A 21,821-nucleotide genomic window follows, 5' to 3' on the forward strand; every position below is an offset into this window, starting at 1 on the left:
CCTTTCTTATGCCAAAGATTTTTATTTGGATTAATCAGCAAATGCTGCAAACCTTAGTTTTATTGCTGCATTTAGCATTATTTCAAACCATTTCATTTAACATTGCTGGTACACTTGTTTTACTTGGTCACAATCATCAATTTTTAAATGTATTACCTTGGGTAGCATTCGGACCTGTTTTATTTTTCACTATAGTTATTTTAGCTGTATACATGATGTTATCTGGAATGCAAAGCACACTAGACAAAGATGTAAATTATATAGATAACTCGCTTTTATTAAGTGTTTTGGCTAAAGAAAAAAACGAAAAAAGAAACCTTCTTTTTTCGTTTAAGCAAAGATTTATGACAAAACATTAACAGCAATACCCAATTGTATATTAATCATCTAAATCGTCTTTATCTTCTTTTTGTTACGCTGCTTCTTTTTGCTGAATAGCTTTTATCTATCGATGTAGTAGACATGATTACAATCCCTATAACGTCTATCCATTAAAACATAATTTAAGATGACTTCAAAACATAACACAACCCTTTATTTTGCCCTCTACTATCGTCATACACTGTTCACAGCCATTACAATCTATAAAAATTAACACTTAGCGCACTTATAAAATTATAGTGCTCCTTTAAATTTTCACGTTAAAACACAAAAAAGCACTTGTTGCCTATCGTAGACAATCAAGTGCTTTAAGTTCATATGTTTTAAGTAGCATAAATTTGTAAGTTTTATAGTAACAATATGACACCTTTTGTACATCCTGACAAATATTATGTTAAAACTTACGAGTTTGTACGAGTTCGCTAGTTTAATGCCCATTCCATGTGTTTATATTCATCGCCCAATAAAATGTCATCTCGCCTAAGCTCGTACTTCGTTTTTCTATCCTAGAATTGCACATAGTACTCCATGATGGTACAACCATCATGGAGTACTTACTTTCAAACACCATATATTTTTTCTATCCACATCAAAAACAAATTCGTTTTCATTCTCTTTTCTTGTCTACCTACGTATGAAGCTTTAAATATCCTCATATATAAAATAAAAAAATATAATAATAATACTTATAACTTCTATTCATCATAAACAATTAATCTTCTTATAATAAAAATGACCTTATTCAGCTTTAAGCTAAACAAGGTCATTTATCTATATTAAAACTCTTCTTCCCATGCTTCTTTTGCATCCAATAACCTTTGTGATAAAAACTCATAAAAATTCTTTGCTGTATTGTAGTCATCAAGTCCACCTTGTCTATCCCATGCTATTACTGGGCACTCATTGTTTTCCATATTACTAGTGTCTAGACAATAAGCATATTCCCCAATATCTTCAATAACTACTAAATTCTCACTCATTCCTAAATCCCTATAACTCTCTGTTTCAATAACAACAGAAGCTATATTAGACTTAGCCACCCCTAAAATATCAACACCAAATAACCCACCAGAGCCATAATTAGTTAAAAACCATTTATAACTTTCTGGCAATTTTAACTGTAGGGTATCTTGAACATAATCAACTTGTTTTTTATCTACTCCACCAGTAAAGTCATCTGATTCCATATTTATCTTAATAAAATTGGTTAATTCCTCTTTATTCATTCAAAATTCCTCCTTTTATAATTCAGCTTTATCTATTTGTTTAGCTCTCCATCTCCAATATTTCGACCTAAAATTTTCATATTGCTTTTTTAACACAGGATCGTTTCTAAAGCTTCCACCATTCTCCACTAAGCCATGCAATATTTTATAATATTCCTTATGCATACTACCCGGGAGCTCCACCATTGATCCGGGCTCTCTTTGAATTAAATGATGAAGTTCTATAGCAGTCCCATCTTGCCAAATTGGTGCTCTTCCTTTTTTCATCAATTGGAGATTTGTCATACCAGTTTTAGGGTCAATTCTCATATAATCAATATCTAACCTTTGAAAAACCCGTCTGCTAATATCCCTTACTTCTCCATTAACTTTAGTTGTTCCAGTATATTCTACATCCTTATAGTTTTTATATTCTTTACCCGTACCCTTAACACCCTTCTCTCCAACACTTTTCATATACTGATAAGCATCTTTCAGAGAATGCTGTCCCATCTCTCGGACCATTCCTACTCCAGGCATGACGTAGGCTTTTCCTAAACCTGGGATCCATTTGTACTCCAGTAATGTTTTTACTGCGTACTGAATCTTTTCATTCCCCTGCAAGAAAGTTGTTTTTACGGTTGTGGCACCTTTGTTCCATAAGCTTCCGATTTTGTCGGCAAAGCCTTTTGCTGTGGAGGCTACAAAGTTTACACCCTCTTTTACTTTGTGGGTGGCTGTTTTTATTCCATCGACCGCTGCTTTTCCAGCTTTTCCAGCCACCATCGTTATACCTTCGCCTAGTCCTTTTCCTGCTTTTACAATTGTCTTCCCGAAGCTAGAGGCGACATACTTTATTCCTTTTCCAGCAAGACTCGCAACTTTTCCAACAGGAACAAAGTTTAGGAGTGTCCATCCTGCAGCGATGAGTCTTTCTTTTGTTGATAATTCTTTTCCTGTAATAGGGTCTTTACCAGTAACTGCACGAATTGCATCATTCACTCCGATGAATTCAGCTGCTCCTTCTATTCCCTTTTCCCACCATGATTTTTCATGTTTCTTTTCTTTTTTATGGGTTTCTTTCAATTTTTCATTTTGTTTCTTTTGATATTCTTCATCTGCTTGACGAAACTTTTGAGCAATACGCCGTAATTCTTTTTCTGTAACTTGTAAGTTACGTATGTAAGATTCCATGAGTCTCATTGATCTCATATATTCCCCATAAAAATGCTGACTCGTCGCTCCTTGCCATTGCATTTGAATACTAAACATGGATTGATTGAGATTTTGTTGTATATTCTGGCTGTGTGTTTGCATCTCTGATATGTTTTTGGCAATTTGTTCGAGTTGTTCAGGTTTGACTTTAATCTCCAAACCTTCTCCCACCTTCCTCTATTTTATACCAAAAAGAAATAGAACTGCATCAATTTTCACTTATTCTCTTTAGAGAAAACATCAAAAATACTGTTATCACAAATCGCTTCAATTTCTTCCTTTACAAATAATTTTTGAAATTTTGTTCCTGGGTTCAATATGACATTTGCCTCTAAATCTATCGTCTTTAATAATTCAACCGCATTCATAGAGACATACGGACATTCTTCTGGAATAACCATTTCTAAATGTTTCAAATCAGAATACAGTGGTAACATTAATCCTTCTTCCATTTCAAAATAATGAATTTGCAATTGTGTATTATCAGTTGAAATCAAATTCCCTTCTTCATCTACATTTGTATCTCCCTCGACAGAAGCTACAACGTATAAATTTGTTTTCTGTAATATCTCATAAAAACGAACTCTTTTTTCTTCATTCTGTAAAGCTTCCACTAACGCCTCATCTAATGGACTAATTTCTAGTAAACTCATTGAACTTCACTCCTTATGTGAAATAATTTCGCCATCTTACGCAAAGTAAGATGGCGAAATTTAAATCTAATTATTTTTGAACGTTTATAGCTTTAATTTCGTCTAATTGTTTCATTGCTTTTTGGCGCAATTCTCCATCAATTGTAGCTGAATATATTGGTCGAGTTAAAAACTCGAAACATTTATATGCATTATTACTATCATTTTTCTTTAAATACTCTTCACCTGTCTCTAACATTTCTTTAGAAACAGACTTCATAAATTTATTTACAGGCTCCTGCTGATACCCTAGCATCATTGATTGATGTGTTAATTCAATTACTGATGCTAAATCTTCAATAGTTCTTACATGATTAGCCCTTTTATTTGCAGCATCAAATGCACTTAAATATTCAATGGCAGCTTTGGCTTTATCTTTCATTCCAGTCAGTTCAATACCTGGCGTCTTATAAAGAATTTGATAAATTTCTAATGCTGATACATAATTGCTTTCTTCTGCTTTTTTCCCTTCTTGCAATACAGCACTTGCGACTTTAGTGAATCCTTTTTTATCATTAGCTCCACGATAAGAAGCTTGTCCATAATAGTGTAAAGCTTCGTAAAGTTTTCCGTTCTGGTTCGCTTTTGCATTTGCTACTTGTAGTAGTTGGATTCCCTCCATCTTTTTCGACGCATTATCAATAACACTCATACCAGCGATTTGCTCAATTGTTTTATCAATATCTTTCAACTGTGCCAATAACGTATATGATGGAAGTACAGTTTTCTCAGCCTTTTCTTGCCAATTTGGTGTTCCATTGATTTGCTCCCATTCAACTTCTGTTTTTTCCCATAGTTTATTTGCATAATTCACCATTTCTTCTCTTGAACGCTCTAATGGATGTTTTGTACGAATTGCATTGGCAATATTCAATACAGCTGTATAATATTCTCCTTTATTTGCAGCCTCATTTGCTTTTCTTTCAAACATAAGTGGCATTAACATTTTACTTGCTTCATCTTGAACAGGTTTTTCTACCCTTGCCGTACTTGCTAATAGATTTGCTTTCTTTAAAGCATCTTCCACTGAAAGATTAGGATCTCTCATCTGACCTCGAAGTCCATCTACCGCTATACTAAATTGCTGATTTAGTTTTTCTTTTTGTTGATCTTTTGCGACATCAATCCATTGCTTTGCTAATAGCAAAGCATTTTCATAATTTAGACTTTCAGGGTTTAAATATGTTTCAATTTGCTCAATCGCTTGATTGATCAGATTTGGTTTTTCAGGTTTTTCTGGCTTCATTTGACCATCTGTATCTGTGCTATTTGTGTCTTTATGATTTACTTCTTTCGTATTTTCTTTGTTGTTTTTATTAGCTTCAGTTAATTGATCTTTTTGCTCTTTCTCACTAACTATTTCTGATGCCTCAGTTTTATTCGTATTATCTTCTTTAACCGCTTGTCCTCTATTACTGCTAGTTGCAGTTGCTTTCTCTGGACTTACGTTTTCTTTTGTATCATTTTTAGATGTCACTACTGGTGTTTCGATGTTAATATTTTTTAATTCTTCTTGTAATAGTTTGTAGAAAATCTTTTCTACACGTTGATTTGCAGCCTCTACTAATTTAGGATCCACGCTTTCAATCACCGAAGTAACTAAGTAATATTTACTTAAAGATTGTTCTAAAGAAGCTATATCATTTGGGTTATTTAACCAAATATTCTCCTCTTGTACAGCCTTTTCGTATACTAACTTTGCAACAGATTGAATATACTCTTTCTTATTTTCATTTAAATATGCTTGTAACTCTTGTTGTGTTTTATCCTTTTTCTTAAGTGTATTCATTTGGTTACGTAAATAAAATAATTCACTATGATTCGAATAATTCTCCTTATTAGCTAAAATTTCTCCCAAATTGTCCAATGTTAATCTATGATCAGCAACTGTCTGTGCATTTGAAGATGCATTCAATTGAGATATAAGTGTTAACTCTTTATTTTCCTTGGAATATTCAGCCCTATTATTCAACGTATCAAAATTTTGTCCTTTATCATAATAATCATTGAAAAATACCGACGAGTACCTTTCTCCATTCCCAGCATACCACTCCACCAAAATATCTCCAGTTATTGGGGATACAGTAATTTGATCGTGTGGAACTGGTGGTTTTGGTTTCTCTGGTTCTTTATCATCACCTGGTTTTGGTTTCCCTGGCTCTTTATCATCACCTGGTTTTGGTTTCTCTGGTTCTTTATCATCATCTGGCTTTGGCTTCTCTGGTTCTTTATCATCACCCGGTTTTGGCTTCTCTGGTTCTTTATCATCACCTGGTTTTGGCTTCTCTGGTTCTTTATCATCACCTGGTTTTGGCTTCTCTGGTTCTTTATCGCCACCTGGCGTCTTTCCATCGCCCGGTGTTTTCCCCGTATCCACCAAACTATCCGGTAAATTTTTACTCGGCTCCACCACAGGCCCCCCCATATTCGTTGGCAACTCTGGCTTTTGTGGCATTGGTGCATCTGACAATTTAATCTGTGGATCTTTCTTTTCCACCAACACATCATCTGGCTTATACGTCATTGGTGTAATTGGTGATTTATTATTTCCGATTAGGTCTGCTAAATTAACAGTTGGTTTTTCGCCAGGTTTTTCATCTTTTTTTGCAGGATCAGCAACTAAATTTGGGAACATAGACTGTAAGTTGCTTCCTGTAATACGATCATCTTTTTTCTCTTCTGTATTACTTGCTAGTTTTACAGTTTCTCTTCCCGCTGTGCTAAAGCCTTTGTCATACACAAGATATCCTGACGTTCCAAATAAAGCTACCGACATTACTGATATAGCAACTTTTTTCCCTAGGTTATTATTGTTTTCCTCCATGCCTTTTTCCCCTTTTCCTATCTTTATTGAATCCAGCCGTTTGTTTTCATTTCTGCTAGTTTTTCTTGTGCTGCTCTTACTTCAGCTTCATTTTCATTTGCTTGTACTGTTTTTCTTAAGAAGCGGCTCGCTTCTTCATATTTTTTCTGTTTAATTTTGAACATTCCAAATGCAAAGTTCACATGTGGATCTTCATCATTTTGTGAGTATGCTTCTGTAAAAAATTTCTCTGCTTCATTTCCTTGTCCCACTTTATCGTATAAAATCCCTATATTTACAAGCGTATTTATGTCGCGAGTCCCACTGTTGACAACTCTATTGTAAGCGTCCAATGCTTGTTGATACGCAGCATTACTCTTTGCACCATCTCGCGTTTCGTAAAATTGACCAGCTTCATAATACACAATTCCAAGTTGATTTAATAATTCTATATTTTTCATATCTTTTTGAATCGCAGCCTGTAATACTTGAGATGCCTGTTGATAATTCATTTCTTTTTTCGCACTATCAATTAGGTTTGTTTTATTCCAAAGCACATATAAATTTGAAAGTTCAATTGTATATATGGCATTCTTTGAATCTTGTATAATAGCTTCTTTAAAGAAAGACTCCGCTTTGTCTAACTGCACAGTTGCTGTTGATAGTTGCCCTTTTAAATACGAAACAATTGCCTTATCCTCATTTGTCTTCGTACTCATTTTGACAATAACATCTTCTGCTTTTTCAAATTCTTTCATCTTCATATGACTTACAGCTAAATCTCGCATAGCATCTTTTTTATACGGTTCAATTCCTTTTGCATTATTCGCTAATGCTTGTTCAAAATTCAACACTGCTTCTTGATATTTTCCGATGCGGAAATTTGCTGAAGCTAATAAATAGGCAGCTTCATTATTTTCTTTATCAATTTCTCTATCCTTTATTAATTTGGTAATATAATCGATTGCAATTTTATTCTTTCCTTCAGCAACGTAAATTGTTGCTAATTGAAGATGCGCTTCGTCTCTTCCTTTCACTGTAATTGCATGACCAACAGCCTCTTCTGCTTTTGTATATTTTTTATCATGATAAGCTTGTCGTGCTTGTTCCATATATTTTTGATATTTAGCGTTTGTTGTATAGAAATAAAATAACGTTGAACCACCTATAACAACTACTACTATTGAGCCAATAATCAAAATCCGTTTCTTATTCTTTTTCCACCATTTAGAAAAAGCAGACGGTTCACTTTGTTCATGCGCTACTGTAAGTGGTTGATTCGATGCTTTTGCATTTAAAATTTCATCATCTATATCATATTCAACTTGTTTTTTTGGTTGTTTCCGACTCTGTAGAATGCTATTAGGAACTGTAATTGTGGCTGCTATTTCTTGCTGCGGCTGTGTTCCTTGTTCTTCTTTTATCTCTTCAATAATGCTTTCAATTTCCTTTTTTAACGCATGATCAATGTTTGGAAATTGTACGATTCGTGAATAGACGAAACAAGCAAATTCTGCATTGTTTTCTCGTTCCAATTCAGTAGCTAGTTCCAAATAAATTTGTAGTACCTTTTTTTGATTTATTTCAGGCTCTTGACTCTCCATAGTTTGAATGATATATGCGAGTTCTTGTTTTAGAGCTGTTGATGGATTAAGTGAATTGAAAATTTTTTTATATTCATATAATGCCGCTTGTTTAAGTCCTCTCTCTTCAAACAATCTTGCAATTTCCAAACATTTCGATACAAAAAGAGAATGTTCTTGTGCTGACTGCCTTTCCGCATCAATTTTTATTATTTCTCTTGCGCTATTAAATGCATCGTACCACTGTGCAAAGCTTGGACATTCTGCGAAAGAGTTACTATTCCATGCCTGCTTAAATAGCCTAGCAATTTCCCCATTCCATTGATTATGTAATACTTGCTGAAGTAACGTATATCTTTCACATTCGGTCTGCATTTCTTCCGTTTTAAAGTAACTTGCATCCGTCCATTTTGTATTTCGAACTTCTTCACTACACCAGCTTAATATTTCTCCTAATAAAATAGCACCAGCAAATCGATCGGCTTCTTTTTGCCATACCCCGCTTTTTAAATACATTGGCGCATAACCCGCTGAACCTGCTGGCAATAACGAAGGTCTTTTACTTTTTGGCCCATACATTTGCTCAACATCAACAAGCTCAATACGGTGTTGACCTTCAATAGGATTTTCACTTAAAAAAGGTATTAGTATGTTACTAGATGACAAGTCATTATGAGCAATCTCATTTTCTTCCATTGTTTTAAGTGTTGTTAGAAATGCTTCTGCAATAAAAAAACATTGCTGTTTTGATAACATTCGTTGCTCTTGTAAAATATCAGCCCAAGTTGGCCCTTCAATCCAAGGCATCACAATACTATTCGCAAGATCTTCTGACTTTTCAATTACAGATGTATGTTCTTCTTTTGTAACAATGTAACGTGAACATACTTTAAGACCCGCTATAGAAGAAAGTGGTTTTAAAAATACTAATTGATGTTTTTCATCACGATAGCGTTCCTTAAAAACTTTTAATGCGATTCGATCTATACTATTTTCATGTTGTAGCTGATATACCGTTCCTTGTCTACCTTCTTGCCCATATGGCATATCAATCCCAATAACTGCTGGATGCTTTGCAAAATGATAAGCATCTTTATTAAAAACAATTTTTTCTCCCACTTCTGGTCTGAATCCCATTTTATCCCCTTACTCTCATATGACAATTTTTAAAGAAAAGGCCAGGAACAATAGCTCCTGGCCTTTTGCAATTGTTCTGCTATTAATATGAGTTATCTGCGTTACGGAAGTTAGTAGCAATGTTTTTCAAATCGGCAGAAATGTGTTCTAGAATCGGAATGTATTTTAGCATTTCTTGTCTAGCATCACTAAAGTTCGCTCTGAACTTATCTTGTGTTGCCCCAGACCATTGCCCATTTAAACTTTCAATGTCATTTCCAAGGTTATTGATTTGTTGTTGAGCTTCAGCTGCTGCGTTTGTAAAGCGTCCAGCAATTTGATCAAGTTGTTCAGGTGTAATTTTAATTTGTGTCATCCTGTATTTCCCCTTTCAATCTACTAATATTATAACAATTAGATTATAAACTATATTCACACTATTTTTAAAGGGGTAATTTACAAAAAAATAGTATTTTTTTGTAAATTACCTAATTTTATACTCTTTTTTTAGATTCTAACCATTTCCTAGCAACCTTTTTTGTTAAATCATGTAGTAAATGTAGCGGTGTAAAAGCACATTTTACTTTCATAGGTTGTCTGCGTATAAAATATCCTTCCCCGCTTTGGAATTCTTGATCCATTTCTGTATGCTTAAGCTTTATATTAAAGAAATACACATCATTATTTTGTGTGGTGCCTAATAAATAACTAAAGCTTCGTTTTCTGATTTCTGCAAACCATTTTTCATGTGAATAATTAGTTACACTTGAAGTTGTAGCAGCTGCAACAAAATGGATCCCTTTATTTCTTCCATTTTGAACAATTTGCTCTATTTTATTTTTCGCATCAAAATCAGTAGATAATAACGCCAGCATTTGATCAATATCATCAATAACAATAATAATCCTCGAATATGGAAACTTCATTTTTTCATTTGGATTTAAAGACGGCATGACTACTTCTCTGTTATTTATTACTTCTAGCAACTCATCTAACATTTCTTTTAATTGTATTCCATCTGTAATTCGCTTTTTAACATGAGGTAATTCTCCAAGAGCTAAAATACCAGTTGTTTTTTCGCTTAAATCAATCATGAGTAATTCAATTTCTTCAGGTGCATGTTGATAGGTAAGAGAAAAAATCAGTGTTTGTAATAAAGATGTCTTACCACCTTCAATTCTTCCGCCAATGAAAATATTTGTCATTTCTTCCAATGAAAAGTTTTGCAAACGAATATCTTCTGTTTCGATACCTACACAAATTCGCGATGATTCTGATTGTTCTAGCATATCTTCAGCAAACAACTGTTTTGGAACCATTGGAATTGATTTCGCTTTCTCTCCAGTCCATGCCCCATTCATTTTTTGAATAATTGTTTTTAATTGCTGAGAATATTCCAATTCATTTTCTCCGATAAAAGGCAATGCTGCTTGGAATAGTTCTGGGGGCTGCCCTTTCACTAAACCACGTCCAGATGGTACATCAATTAATGGGAATTTTGGTCTTCCAAGTAAACTATAGTATTCTGTTCTATCTTGCAATTCAAACGAAATCGCCATCGGAATATTGTTACGAACACGGTCAAACATATCATTTGTTTGGTTGAGTGAAAAATGAAAATGAATACCGTACGTACTTGACTCACGTAATAATAGCTCTAAAATTTCATTTTCCTTCTCATACTCACTTCGGAACCTAATATAACCATCTATCATTACGACAATAACTGGAACCTTTCTTTCTACTATTCGGTTATACATCGCGAAAGATTTTGCTCCCACATCAGAAAAACATTCTTTCCGATATGTGACTTCCTTTTTCAAAGAGCTAAACAATCGTTTCATTTTTTCAATTTCGTCTTCTTGTACAATTCCACCCATATGTGGTAAATCTTTAAAGTCTAAAAACATGCGACCAAAATCAACCACATAAAAGTTTACTTCCTCTGGCGTATGAGACAGTGCCAGAGACATAATAATTGTTTGTAAGAAAGTCGTTTTCCCTGTACCCGGCATACCGTAAATATTTAAATGCCCCTCTTGTACATCTAATTTCAAAGGATACTGCGCTTGATTTGCCACATCGTCGATTAATCCTACCGTTAACTGCAATTCATCTTCTCTTTGCTTCCATACATCCGCATTCCAATTCTCTATTTCATAGAATTGATTTAATAATAGTTTCTCTGGTAAAGGTGCTAACCAAGGTCCTGGTAATGCTTTAATATTTTCTTTTTCTGATACGCTCTGTACATATTGAATAAAAGCTTGTAATTGCTTTGGACTATTTGTCATTGGTTTTGGACGCTTTTTCACTTTTATTCTTTCACCTGAAAGCTTAACTTCTGTAAAGTCAACAACATCAAGAACTTTCTCTTCATCTGGATTATAAGGTGCTCCGCTCCATGCAGATTGAAATAACTCCAATACTTCATTGCTGCCAACTTGTAGATATCCTCGTCCCGGTACATTGATTTTAGATGCATCTGGAATCTTTAGCATTTCACGACTATCCGCATCATCTTGTACACGTAAACAAATTCGAAAACGCGAGTTACTCCAAATCTTGTCATTTACAACCCCAGAAGGTTTTTGAGTTGCTAATAATAAGTGAACTCCTAATGTCCTTCCTATTGCAGCGACACTAATTAGCTCGTCCATAAATTCAGGTTGTTCCTTTTTCATTTGAGCAAACTCATCAATGACAATAAATAAATGTGGTAAAGGTTCTTTTTCACGCCAACGTGTTTCATAATATTCATCTAGATGCTGGACATTTCCAGCCTGAATGAATAATTTTTGTCTCCGCTCTAATTCTGCCTTTAATGAAATTCTAGCACGCTCAATTAAGTTTGGATCTTCTAAGTTCGTAATAGATGCAATAATATGCGGTAATCCCGCAAATGTGTTTGACATTCCGCCACCCTTATAATCAATAAGCATAAATGCCATCTCATGAGGATGATAGGTTGCTGCTAACGCTGCTATTATAGACTGAATAACTTCACTTTTTCCTGATCCTGTTGTACCAGCCATTAGACCATGTGGACCATGCCCTTTTTTCTCTATTTTATCGTGAATATTTAGAAAAACAGGCTTACTTCCTTCTCTTACACCAATTGGAACCGGTAATGAAGTCGGATATCGATTTTCTTTCCATCTCTCTAGCACTTGTAACTCTTCCATTTTCTTAGCTTGAAACAAGTCTAAAAATGTTAATACTTTCGGAATGTTGGCTGCTGTAGAACTTTTCATCCGAATCGGAGCAATGCTTCGCGCTCCTAATTCACATCGTTCGAATGAAAGTCGATCTACTTTAAAACTAACACGTGTTGTCCCACTATTTTCAGCTGAACTTGAAAACGTTTCTACTAACTCACCATTTTCTCCATTTAAGCTTATAACAAGATCACATTCCATCGGCAATCTTTCTCTTTGTTCTGCAAATATAAACGTAGATGCTCCGACACTTTCCCCTTCTCTAAGTAACATTGGGATTAGAGGATCATCTTCTAAAAATTCTCGCGCGGATAAGAAAAAGACATACATTGGGATTAAAGGTATTTTCGCATCTGCCTGTGCAGAGGAATTATAAATTCTACGCATATTAAGTGGTGTGAACAACGCTTCAGCTAATTTCTGAGCGTCTTGTTGATTTGCAGATAGAAAACGCATACTTCTCTGCTCATCCCATACGTGAGGAAGCCATCTCATCCAATCCCACTGTTTTTTCTCCTTCTCATGATAAAAAGCTGCTATTTTCACTTCATTTGGCGCATGATGTGTCATAATTTGCGTCGTTACAATTCGAATAAAGTTCAACCTATCTTCTTTATTTCCAACTACACCAATCACATCATTTTTTTTCAAAGAAATTGAAATATGCCCATTAGGAATTGTAGTAAAATCTCTTTTCACATTTTGTGCTTCTGTAACTAATGGATTTTCTTCGTAACCTTTCTGCTCAGGCACTTTCAACTCTACAAGGAATGGCCTTTCCCCCGTTCCAATACGAATATCTAAAAAATCCGGACTTTCGGGTGTTCGCTCCCATAAGTTACTTTCTTGATTTTCAATTCTTTGCACACTTTTTAAAGGACTTGGATTTTGTGTAATTAAATACTTTGCTTGTTCAACCTTTAACGTATCTAATTCCACTCGGTGCTTTTGAATTTGCTCTAAGTATCTTGTTTGCAATTGTTCAACCAATTGACGGTGTTCTTTCTTTCTACGTAAATGCCCCATCGATGTAAATATATATGACCCTAACATAGGAATACTAGAAACCATCATTAGCGGCATATAGCTTGAATTCATTTTCATAACCTTCATCATCACAAAGTATAATACTAGAGTCAAAATTGTCATCGCCGCTGGCAATATCATCGTTTCAATTGAAAATTTCGGCTCCTCCGGTATATTCGGCGGATCATGAATAATAACATCCCCTGTGGGTATATCTACTTTCACACGCGGAGAGCGTTGAAAATATGGTGATTTTTGCACAAAACATTTCTCCTTCCCCATTCAAAAACTATTACTCAATGATTTTCCATACATAATCTTCTCTACTTGAAGATATATCTGGTTTAACAGGTTCATTATAAACTTCTTCTGCCGATAACATTTCAAAAGAAGGAATAATAGCCCCCTTTTTATATAGCATTACATATTGTCCATCCCAAACATCATTATCTCGCAAAGTTTCATCATTCCGAATAGAATGCCACTCTTCTTTATCTTTTGCCACTTTAATTTCATAGATACTGCTTAATGCTTCATCTATTTTTTCATGATGTAAAATCGCTTCAATAATTTGCACTACTTTTATATCATTAGGAATCGCAATATCTATTTCTTCATTTGATTGTTTTATGTATGTCACAATAATCTCTTCCACGTTTTATTCACCTTTTTCCATCGTGTTGTTACCAAGAAATATCTAAAAATGAAATATCATCGCTTGTCGGCGAGCACTGCGCCCTCTCGATTTCTGCTAAGACTTCCTCAAAATTATACTGCATAAGCGACATAAGCCCGTCTGAATGAATAACCATCCGATTAGCTTCTTCTCTGGATAATGTCTTTGAAAAAACCTCCAATTCGCCACCAATAATGCCACGATGTGTAGACCATCTTTTCTCTATATTTCTCTCAAACTTCATTACATTCAAACAATTCTTCTGCTTTTGAAACAATTGTACAAATGAATCACCATGTGTAACTATTGTTACATATACTTTATCTTCATTTGGAATGAGTTCTATTCTCCCGCCAATAAACATAGCTTCACTACCCTGTTTTCTCTTTTCTTCCAATACATCGCGAAGTAGCCACGGTGTTTCTTCCGGCAATTGAAATGCCCTCACTTCCTCTAATCCTTCTTCTTTCCACTTTTCCAGCTCTTCATTTAATAGGGCTGAAATATCCTGTTCTTTTCCCTGAAATGTTTCAAATAAATGTAATAGTTTCATACCAAGAAAGTTCGCAGCGATTTCGCCATGAAAAGACATTCCTACTCCATCACATAATACGAACATGAAACGAGTTCCATTATCTTGAAATGCGAGGAAGTCTTGTCCACTTTCATTTAAGTCCTGTGTTTCTTTAGCTCTTACATAACTATATCGATATGTAAAATGTTCACTTTTCTTCTCCTGTAATACCGTTTCTTTTTCTTGTGACAGGATATAATTCACTTTATTCATCTCCCCTATCGAACAGGCGTCGCAGCGGACATTTGAAATCCAAGTGACACTAAATCCGCATTTGTACCAGGAAACATCATCACTGCACCCTCCCCAATATGAAAACCATACTCAGTCATCATCTCACGGTAGCTTTGAGGGATAGGTGATGAAAGTCGTTGCAACTTTGCTCCGTACTCATCCGTAATTTCTGTATTTGGCATAATACCTTGCCACTTCTTTATATTAGTAATTTGGTCTTGCATAATTTCATCTGAAATAAAAATATTTTCAATTAACACATTTCCATCAGGTACAGACATATCCATAATTCTTCGCACAATTAATTCTGGATCTTCACCAGTTGAAGCACCGTCTGTCATATGACAGACCACAGGAGCTGGCCCATCTTGTAAATTTGGTAATTCCATTTGCAATAACTTCTCCACTACAGAGAAAGCTTTTGCTGTATCAGTTAAGCGATGCGTTTGGATTTTTTCTAGTGGGCGCAGTCTTGCTACTTCGTCTATTGTTTTCACCCCACCCAATAGATCAAAAACATGATCGCTATAGGCTAAAATAGACAATTTATACCTTGGGAGCAAACGACTACCTTTTGTTGAACGAAATACCATTTGGCGAATCGCTAAAGAAAGAGCATCCGTTACAATATCAATTCTTCTTTTTTCTTCTCCGCCTGCATCCATCATTTGATTCATTGATGCGCTTACATCCAGAAGATAGATTATATAAGCTGGTGTTTGTTGTGTTGCTTGAGTTTGATATAACATGTTTCATACCCTTCCATACATTATTATGTGAACTATTTTTATATTCATATTTTATTATAACTTATGAATTTTCTATTTCTCAATTCATTATCAAATTTTCTTGATATAATTTACATATTTTCACACGAAAAAACCATTATCATTCCCTTTAACATATGTTGAAATGCACAAAACCCTTCTATATTATAGAAGGGTTTTAATGTTATGGTATAAGACGTGTACAATCCCTCGGAAAAGCACTCGCTTCTCTTACATTCGATAATTCTAATAGCTTATACACAACTCGTTCTAATCCAATTCCAAAACCACCATGTGGCGGACAACCGTATCGGAATGTATTTACATAAGATTGAAATTTATCTGGATGTAATCCTTTTTCTTTAAAAGATGCGAGCAACATTTCATGATTATGAATTCGCTGTGCGCCTGACGTTATTTCTAGTCCTTTATATAATAGGTCGAAAGAATCGGTAATCAATGGATTCTCTTTATTCGGCATCGTATACATTGGACGCGCTTCTTTCGGATAATGTGTAATGAAAACTAACTCGCTATTATATGTTTCCTTCACATATTTCCCTAGTAACTTTTCACCTTCTGTATCTAAATCCCCTACAGGAGATTCTTTTCGATACTTACTTATCAAAACTTCTTGTGCTTCTGATAATGTGATTTTAGGAATTTCTCCAATGACGGGTACTGCTATTTGTAATAGTTGTAATTCTTTTTCACAGTTTTTTTCTACTTGTTGAAACATATATCGTAATGCATCTGCCTCTAATTGCATCACTTCATGAAAATCATGAATAAATCCAAGTTCTACGTCTAACGATATATATTCATTTAAATGTCGTGAAGAGTTATGATGTTCCGCCCGGTACACAGGAGCAATTTCAAAAACACGTTCGAGTCCTCCCGCTACCATCATTTGTTTATAAAACTGTGGTGATTGCGCTAAGTAAGCTTCTTTTTGGAAGTATGGAAGCTTAAAAACATTTGCTCCTCCTTCTGCCCCTTGCGAGACAATTTTCGGAGTAAATACACGTGTGAAATCGTTCTCTATTAGGAACTCACCAAAGCTTTGAACGAGTGTCGATTTCACTTTAAAAATCGCCGCGGTTCGCTCATGTCTTAAAGATAATACCCGCTCATTCAATAATTGATCTAAGCCAACTTGTAACTTCTTTTTATTTATTTCAAACGGAAGTGGTTCTGCACCATTTAATACTTTCACTTCATGAGCGAGTACTTCAACCCCTAATTCTGTTTTCGAAGTCTCTACAATTTCACCAACTACTTGAACGACACTTTCAACATCAACTTTGTATCCAGCTAATTCATTTTCTAATACGCATTGAATAACTCCTGTTCGGTCCCTTAATAATAAAAAACTAACATTTCCAAGATGACGAATCTTTTTTACCCACCCTTGTAGTAATACAATCTTTTCGCATTGCTCCGTACATTCTCGTGTGAGTGAACGCTTCATTATTTGATCCATTATATTTCCCTCCATTAATTTTATTTTTATTTACGTTATTGTTATTGTTGTCGTCATCATCATCCACGGTCACTCACCTCCTTTCAAAGAATACAAAAATCCGCCCCTATAATAGGGACGGATTATTCCGCGGTACCACCCAAATTGTCATAATGACCATCTTAGCCCTGATAACGGTAGGTACCGTTTGCTTTTACTAATTATCACGTTCAAAGCAACACTCACAGGTGTCTTTCCATCATGCGGTATCGCAATCTTCCCAGCAATCGATTGCTCTCTGTAGACCCCTGCATCATGTACTTTTCCTAATCATCACTTTTTATATTTACAGAGTATTCTATCTCTTTATTTTATAAAACGCAAGCTTTTTTAAAATATATTCTGATTTTTCATATCCAATTTTGCACAATCTCCTCTAAAGCCATTCCACGAGAGCCTTTCAATAATACGACATCCTTTTTCGTTATAATTTTCAATACTTCCTCTGCTATCTTAGCTTTATTATTATATGACTGTACTTTTCCTGTATCATATTTCTTTCTTGCTTCTTCCGCCACTATTTCTGCCATCTCTCCATAAGTAAACACATATGAAATATTCTCTTGATTTAACATTTTACCAATTTCTCTATGATAAGTTTCAGCTTCCTTCCCTAACTCCAACATATCCCCAATGACAATGATTTTTTTCTTATAGGCATTTAATTTCTGTAACGTTTCAATTGCAGCCTTCATTGACGAGGGACTGGCATTCCATGCATCATTAATAATCGTAAAACCTGTTTTAGCAGTTAAAAATTGAAAGCGCATATGAGTAATATTTATTTGCCTCAATGCATCCTGTATTTTTTCTGTAGGGACATTGTAAAATTGACCTACAGCGATTCCAACAATCGTATTTAAAATATTATGTTTTCCATGTAAGGGGACATCATACTGTATTTTTGAATCATTTAATTTAAAATGAACACCATATTCATCTAATTGCACGTTTGTTGGAAACAAATCATTTGTATCCTTTTCACCAAATGACTTACATTCTAGAACTAGTACATTATTTTTTCGAGAAAGTAATGTCTCATCACCATTATATAAGAGCAATCCTTCCTCTTTTAATCCGTCTATAATTTCTAATTTAGCCTTCGAAATCTCTTCTCTTGATCCAAGTGTTTCTAAGTGAGACTGTCCAATCATTGTAATTATCGCTACATCTGGCTGTGCTATTTGTGATAAATTTCGAATTTGTCCTTTCTCACTCATTCCCATTTCAAGTATTAAAAACTCTGTATCTCGTTTCATTTCTAAAATTGTTAACGGCAAACCGATTTGACTATTAAAATTGCCCTTTGTTTTATGCACACGATGAGTTGTACTTAAAATCGTGCTTATTATATCTTTTACCGTTGTCTTGCCATTACTACCAGTAATTCCGATTACTTTTACATCTAGCCCTTTTCGATAAAATTGCGCCAATTGTTGCAAAGCAAACAAAGTGTCATCTACAAATATAATTGGTATCCCTTTTGGCGGAGTACCGTAAGACTTTTTCCATAATGAAGCGACAGCTCCATTATCCATTGCTTCTTTCACATAACCATGTCCATCCTTCACCCTAATGATTGGAACGAATAAATTTCCTTCTTTAATGTTTTTGGAATCTATGCAGACACCATGTATTTCTATATGATGAAACGATTCTTGTAATCCTACTCCATCTACTACCTCTTCAAGTTTTTTCAAATTCATTTGAATCAAAGTATCACCTTTTTCCATTTTATTACATAAACTCTGCTTCATTTACGCATATTAATAAAAATTTTGTAGCGAGGTGTTTATATGAAAAAAACAATTAGTTTCTTTCTCCTATTATTATGCTTAGTTGTAGTTAATGAAACATACGCCTATTCACCAAAATCTTTACCAATCTCTCAAAACTCTGATCAATGGCAAGTGAATATTGATGAACCGAAAAAAACAAGTGAAAATATGCTTCAAGCTAAAAAAGATAAATTTCAAACATATCAATTTTCAGTAAAGAATGTTGGAGAAAACGAAGTATATAACGTACAAGTTGAAGTCTTCCGCAATGAACCAAATATGAAAACAAAATACGAACTCTTTTCCCTAAAAGAAGGTCGTCTAGCAAGTGGAAAAACTGGATTTAGACATGCTAACTTCCCTGTTTCTACAAAATCAGATGAGGTTGACGTTATAATCACTTGGCAAGAACACCCTTTCCGCTCGATGCGAAACGGTCAAAAAGTCGAGTCTAGAAAATTTAAAGAGCATTTTGTTTTTAAAGACGCAAAGAAATAAATGGAATGCGTATAAATTCACACTATCATTGATATAGCTTAATTTACTAGTACCAGTTCTTAAGCAAATAAAAAAGTCGTGGCTTTTAAACGCCACGACTTTTTATATTAATTCGTACTAATTCCTCTCGCTGTCCAAATTCGATCGATTTCCGCGGCATGTTGTCCGCCGTATAAAAGAGCATCTGCTTGCTTAATTGCTTTCGCTCCATCACGGAATTTCGCATTTGGCGTTAATGACCAATGTGATTGTAAAATAATTTTTGTTGCTACATCACGTCCAAAAGATTGCGCCATTTCGTATTGACCTTGAGCCCAAATTTCCCCATCATTATGCACTTCATTCGTTATATCTTTCGGGTATACTTTATTCGTATCTAATCGGCGTAAGCACGTCGGATCTGAACTAGAATAAGCAGCCGCATCCCATTCTCCAATACATGCTTTCCCGTATCCCGTTGTCGATACTGCATCTTCATAAGTAGCACCTAAGAAGTCTCCAAATCCTTCTCCCATCGCTCCACCTTCTGGTGAACTTCCGAAGCCTGGCACTTGATTATCTTGAATAGAATGACCATATTCATGCGCAATAATGCCAGCATCTTCTGCATCATCTACTCCGCCAGTACCGAAAGTTAAAGCTTTCGTTGATGGAGAATAAAATGAGTTATCATCAGTTGTACCATTTACATTCACTTTAATCGAACGTTTATTAATATTTTGAAAGCCTAATCCTTGAATGTAACGCTGTAATGTATCAATATGATAATATGACATAACATCTTCAAAACTATCATTTGCACGTGTATAGTTAAATTGTAAGTTTGTAGATTTCGTCTTCGCTTTTGAAGAAATCGTAACATACTCACCAATTAAAAATCCTGTACCATCTAAACCTTTTAACGTAACAGTTTTCAATTGATTCGTTAATGCTGTTGAATCTGCATCATTATTATCTTTTAACCCTGCTAAACTTCCACTAGATACGACAGGGTTAGGTAAAAATACTTTTCCTGTTCCTTCTGCTTTTCGGTTTATATCAACTTTTTTAATTAACTTTCCATTTTCCGCATCAATGAATGTTTCCCATGCACCGAATGGATTATTAGAATGGACTACCACTTTATATACAGGAATAGCGACTCCCTCTTCAACAATATATCCGAATTCTTTTTCTGTAGGAGCCCATAAGTTTTGCTCACTTTCTCCTCCAACATACGCCATCGATTTTTGTTCTGCATCTTTTTCACTAATTTTTTTCGTAACTTCCTTCACACCTGTAACAGGCTGATAATCAGAAACCGCAAGTAAGCCTTTTCCCTCTCCGTTAAGAGTAACTGTAATTTGTTTTGAAAATACAGGCGCACCATTGACCACTTGTTGGAACCTAACATATGAAGCTACTGATGTTTCTGTTGTAGAAATATATTGCAAGTCTGAAAGGTCTGCCTTCAATCCATATTCCGTAGCATGTCCTTTTAAATATTCAATTGCTTTTTTCTGTGGTGAATAAGCTTCTAGCTTTACTTGCTGTTGTTTTTCCAGTGCTGAAACAGTAGAAATTGTCCCCATTACTAATGGCACAGTCATTGCCATTGCCACCATTTTTTTGTTTAACATAAAACCACTCCCCCTAATAAATTGAAAACTTTACCCCATTCCTATAAGGCTATTCCTGTCCACAAGTAACGAAATAAAGTGAATCTACGAGTAATTCTATACAAACAATTCTATTACCTTTACATTTTGGGTAAGTGAAATTTTCTCAATATTTATGTGTAAAACGAGAAAAATACTGTAGAAATATATTTCTTTTGTAAATTTCTTTACCTTATGCTTTTTAAAGTAATGTGTAAAAAAATAAGTTATTTTTTACCTAACGGTAGGTTGAAAATAATATTAATGAATGATACGATTTATGTAACCTTTTTTATTAGGAGGACTTATCATGAGCAAAAGTGAAGAAACACTCTCTTCCATAGTCGAAGCAAGTTATCGACTATTTGCCGGTCACGGCATTGCCAAAACGACCTATACAATGATTGCTGAAGAAGTTGGTATTGCCAAGCCATCTATTTATTATTACTTTAAATCTAAAGATGCATTAATTGAAAGTATTTTTAATGAATTATGTGCAGCGATGCAGTTCTCCTCATTCTTTCATACAGAAGAATTTACGAAAGAGAATTTCATTGAGAAATGTGTTGAAATTGGCTTTAAAATGATAGACGAACAACAGAAAGATCCTTATTTTAATCGTGTATTACAAGAATATGTATTACTATCTTCAAGAAACGATATGTACAAAGATCGATTACTAACTGTACAAACAGAATATTTAAACGGGTTTGAATCACTCCTAACAAAAGCAAATGAACTTCAACTCATTCAAAATAAAAATCTAGTTTCAAAAGCTCATATGTTAGCATTAGTTCTTGATAATATTGGGAATTTTATGATGTTACATTTAGATATGGATTATAAACAAATATGGATTGAAGCTGTAAATAGCATTTTTGAAAGCAGGGATTGAA

Annotated in this window: 16 protein-coding genes and 1 other annotated feature; of the genes, 3 read left to right on the forward strand and 13 right to left on the reverse strand. The window is 34.6% G+C overall.

Going from position 1 to position 21,821, the window contains the following annotated elements; translation table 11 throughout:
* Positions 1-41 precede the first annotated feature (41 nt).
* Complete coding sequence (locus tag AC0IXC_RS06175; protein WP_234785678.1) at positions 42-359, forward strand: hypothetical protein; 318 nt, start codon at positions 42-44, stop codon at positions 357-359.
* 798 nt (positions 360-1,157) lie between these two features.
* On the opposite strand, the gene AC0IXC_RS06180 is transcribed toward AC0IXC_RS06175, so the two are convergent.
* The 12 genes from AC0IXC_RS06180 to AC0IXC_RS06235 all read right to left on the reverse strand — a co-directional run bounded on the left by AC0IXC_RS06180 (position 1,158) and on the right by AC0IXC_RS06235 (position 18,745).
* Complete coding sequence (locus AC0IXC_RS06180) at positions 1,158-1,607, reverse strand: SMI1/KNR4 family protein (RefSeq protein ID WP_001030887.1); 450 nt, start codon at positions 1,605-1,607, stop codon at positions 1,158-1,160.
* Between the two features lie 15 nt (positions 1,608-1,622).
* A complete protein-coding gene (locus AC0IXC_RS06185) occupies positions 1,623-2,960 on the reverse strand; it encodes a WXG100 family type VII secretion target (protein WP_471652706.1) in 1,338 nt (445 codons plus the stop codon).
* A gap of 56 nt (positions 2,961-3,016) precedes the next feature.
* On the reverse strand, positions 3,017-3,454 hold the full coding sequence (locus tag AC0IXC_RS06190) for an SseB family protein (protein ID WP_088039298.1): 438 nt from the start codon (positions 3,452-3,454) through the stop codon (positions 3,017-3,019).
* A 70-nt stretch (positions 3,455-3,524) separates the two neighbouring features.
* Positions 3,525-6,317, reverse strand: coding sequence for a hypothetical protein (locus AC0IXC_RS06195; RefSeq protein ID WP_471652707.1), 2,793 nt, complete (start codon positions 6,315-6,317; stop codon positions 3,525-3,527).
* 23 nt (positions 6,318-6,340) lie between these two features.
* Positions 6,341-9,016 carry a tetratricopeptide repeat protein gene (locus tag AC0IXC_RS06200; protein ID WP_341085947.1) on the reverse strand — a complete coding sequence of 892 codons (2,676 nt, stop codon included), beginning with the start codon at positions 9,014-9,016 and terminating at the stop codon, positions 6,341-6,343.
* Between the two features lie 82 nt (positions 9,017-9,098).
* The gene (locus AC0IXC_RS06205; RefSeq protein ID WP_002158043.1) at positions 9,099-9,371 is read right to left on the reverse strand and encodes a WXG100 family type VII secretion target; all 273 of its coding nucleotides are present in this window, start codon (positions 9,369-9,371) and stop codon (positions 9,099-9,101) included.
* Positions 9,372-9,489: 118 nt separating this feature from the next.
* Positions 9,490-13,500 (reverse strand): type VII secretion protein EssC, encoded by a 4,011-nt coding sequence (gene essC, locus AC0IXC_RS06210; RefSeq protein WP_341085948.1) that lies wholly within the window; start codon positions 13,498-13,500, stop codon positions 9,490-9,492.
* A gap of 31 nt (positions 13,501-13,531) precedes the next feature.
* On the reverse strand, positions 13,532-13,894 hold the full coding sequence (locus AC0IXC_RS06215) for a ubiquitin family protein (protein ID WP_012260834.1): 363 nt from the start codon (positions 13,892-13,894) through the stop codon (positions 13,532-13,534).
* A gap of 28 nt (positions 13,895-13,922) precedes the next feature.
* On the reverse strand, positions 13,923-14,693 hold the full coding sequence (locus tag AC0IXC_RS06220; protein WP_471652708.1) for a PP2C family serine/threonine-protein phosphatase: 771 nt from the start codon (positions 14,691-14,693) through the stop codon (positions 13,923-13,925).
* A gap of 14 nt (positions 14,694-14,707) precedes the next feature.
* A complete protein-coding gene (locus AC0IXC_RS06225) occupies positions 14,708-15,472 on the reverse strand; it encodes a vWA domain-containing protein (RefSeq protein WP_098776431.1) in 765 nt (254 codons plus the stop codon).
* Positions 15,473-15,674: 202 nt separating this feature from the next.
* Entirely contained in the window at positions 15,675-16,973 is a 1,299-nt protein-coding gene (gene aspS, locus AC0IXC_RS06230; RefSeq protein ID WP_471652709.1) for an aspartate--tRNA(Asn) ligase, read from the reverse strand.
* 110 nt (positions 16,974-17,083) lie between these two features.
* Positions 17,084-17,295, reverse strand: a binding site (T-box leader).
* A gap of 67 nt (positions 17,296-17,362) precedes the next feature.
* On the reverse strand, positions 17,363-18,745 hold the full coding sequence (locus AC0IXC_RS06235; RefSeq protein ID WP_471652710.1) for a UDP-N-acetylmuramoyl-tripeptide--D-alanyl-D-alanine ligase: 1,383 nt from the start codon (positions 18,743-18,745) through the stop codon (positions 17,363-17,365).
* Positions 18,746-18,808: 63 nt separating this feature from the next.
* Here AC0IXC_RS06235 and AC0IXC_RS06240 point away from each other — a divergent pair, with 63 nt between their 5' ends.
* A complete protein-coding gene (locus AC0IXC_RS06240) occupies positions 18,809-19,288 on the forward strand; it encodes a hypothetical protein (protein ID WP_002141587.1) in 480 nt (159 codons plus the stop codon).
* Between the two features lie 107 nt (positions 19,289-19,395).
* On the opposite strand, the gene AC0IXC_RS06245 is transcribed toward AC0IXC_RS06240, so the two are convergent.
* Entirely contained in the window at positions 19,396-20,907 is a 1,512-nt protein-coding gene (locus AC0IXC_RS06245) for a M36 family metallopeptidase (protein WP_002189466.1), read from the reverse strand.
* Positions 20,908-21,235: 328 nt separating this feature from the next.
* Here AC0IXC_RS06245 and AC0IXC_RS06250 point away from each other — a divergent pair, with 328 nt between their 5' ends.
* The gene (locus AC0IXC_RS06250; RefSeq protein WP_002136053.1) at positions 21,236-21,820 is read left to right on the forward strand and encodes a TetR/AcrR family transcriptional regulator; all 585 of its coding nucleotides are present in this window, start codon (positions 21,236-21,238) and stop codon (positions 21,818-21,820) included.
* The last annotated feature ends 1 nt before the right edge of the window (position 21,821 follow it).

Source organism: Bacillus sp. AC266 (assembly GCF_979253805.1).

What these genes read in the sequence shown, in the direction of transcription:
- AC0IXC_RS06175 (WP_234785678.1), top strand. Translation starts at nt 42, where the DNA reads ATGCTGCAAACCTTAGTTTTATTGCTGCATTTAGCATTATTTCAAACC.
- AC0IXC_RS06180 (WP_001030887.1), bottom strand. Translation starts at nt 1,607, where the DNA reads ATGAATAAAGAGGAATTAACCAATTTTATTAAGATAAATATGGAATCA.
- AC0IXC_RS06190 (WP_088039298.1), bottom strand. Translation starts at nt 3,454, where the DNA reads ATGAGTTTACTAGAAATTAGTCCATTAGATGAGGCGTTAGTGGAAGCT.
- AC0IXC_RS06195 (WP_471652707.1), bottom strand. Translation starts at nt 6,317, where the DNA reads ATGGAGGAAAACAATAATAACCTAGGGAAAAAAGTTGCTATATCAGTA.
- AC0IXC_RS06200 (WP_341085947.1), bottom strand. Translation starts at nt 9,016, where the DNA reads ATGGGATTCAGACCAGAAGTGGGAGAAAAAATTGTTTTTAATAAAGAT.
- AC0IXC_RS06205 (WP_002158043.1), bottom strand. Translation starts at nt 9,371, where the DNA reads ATGACACAAATTAAAATTACACCTGAACAACTTGATCAAATTGCTGGA.
- AC0IXC_RS06225 (WP_098776431.1), bottom strand. Translation starts at nt 15,472, where the DNA reads ATGTTATATCAAACTCAAGCAACACAACAAACACCAGCTTATATAATC.
- aspS (WP_471652709.1), bottom strand. Translation starts at nt 16,973, where the DNA reads ATGGATCAAATAATGAAGCGTTCACTCACACGAGAATGTACGGAGCAA.
- AC0IXC_RS06235 (WP_471652710.1), bottom strand. Translation starts at nt 18,745, where the DNA reads ATGGAAAAAGGTGATACTTTGATTCAAATGAATTTGAAAAAACTTGAA.
- AC0IXC_RS06240 (WP_002141587.1), top strand. Translation starts at nt 18,809, where the DNA reads ATGAAAAAAACAATTAGTTTCTTTCTCCTATTATTATGCTTAGTTGTA.
- AC0IXC_RS06245 (WP_002189466.1), bottom strand. Translation starts at nt 20,907, where the DNA reads ATGTTAAACAAAAAAATGGTGGCAATGGCAATGACTGTGCCATTAGTA.
- AC0IXC_RS06250 (WP_002136053.1), top strand. Translation starts at nt 21,236, where the DNA reads ATGAGCAAAAGTGAAGAAACACTCTCTTCCATAGTCGAAGCAAGTTAT.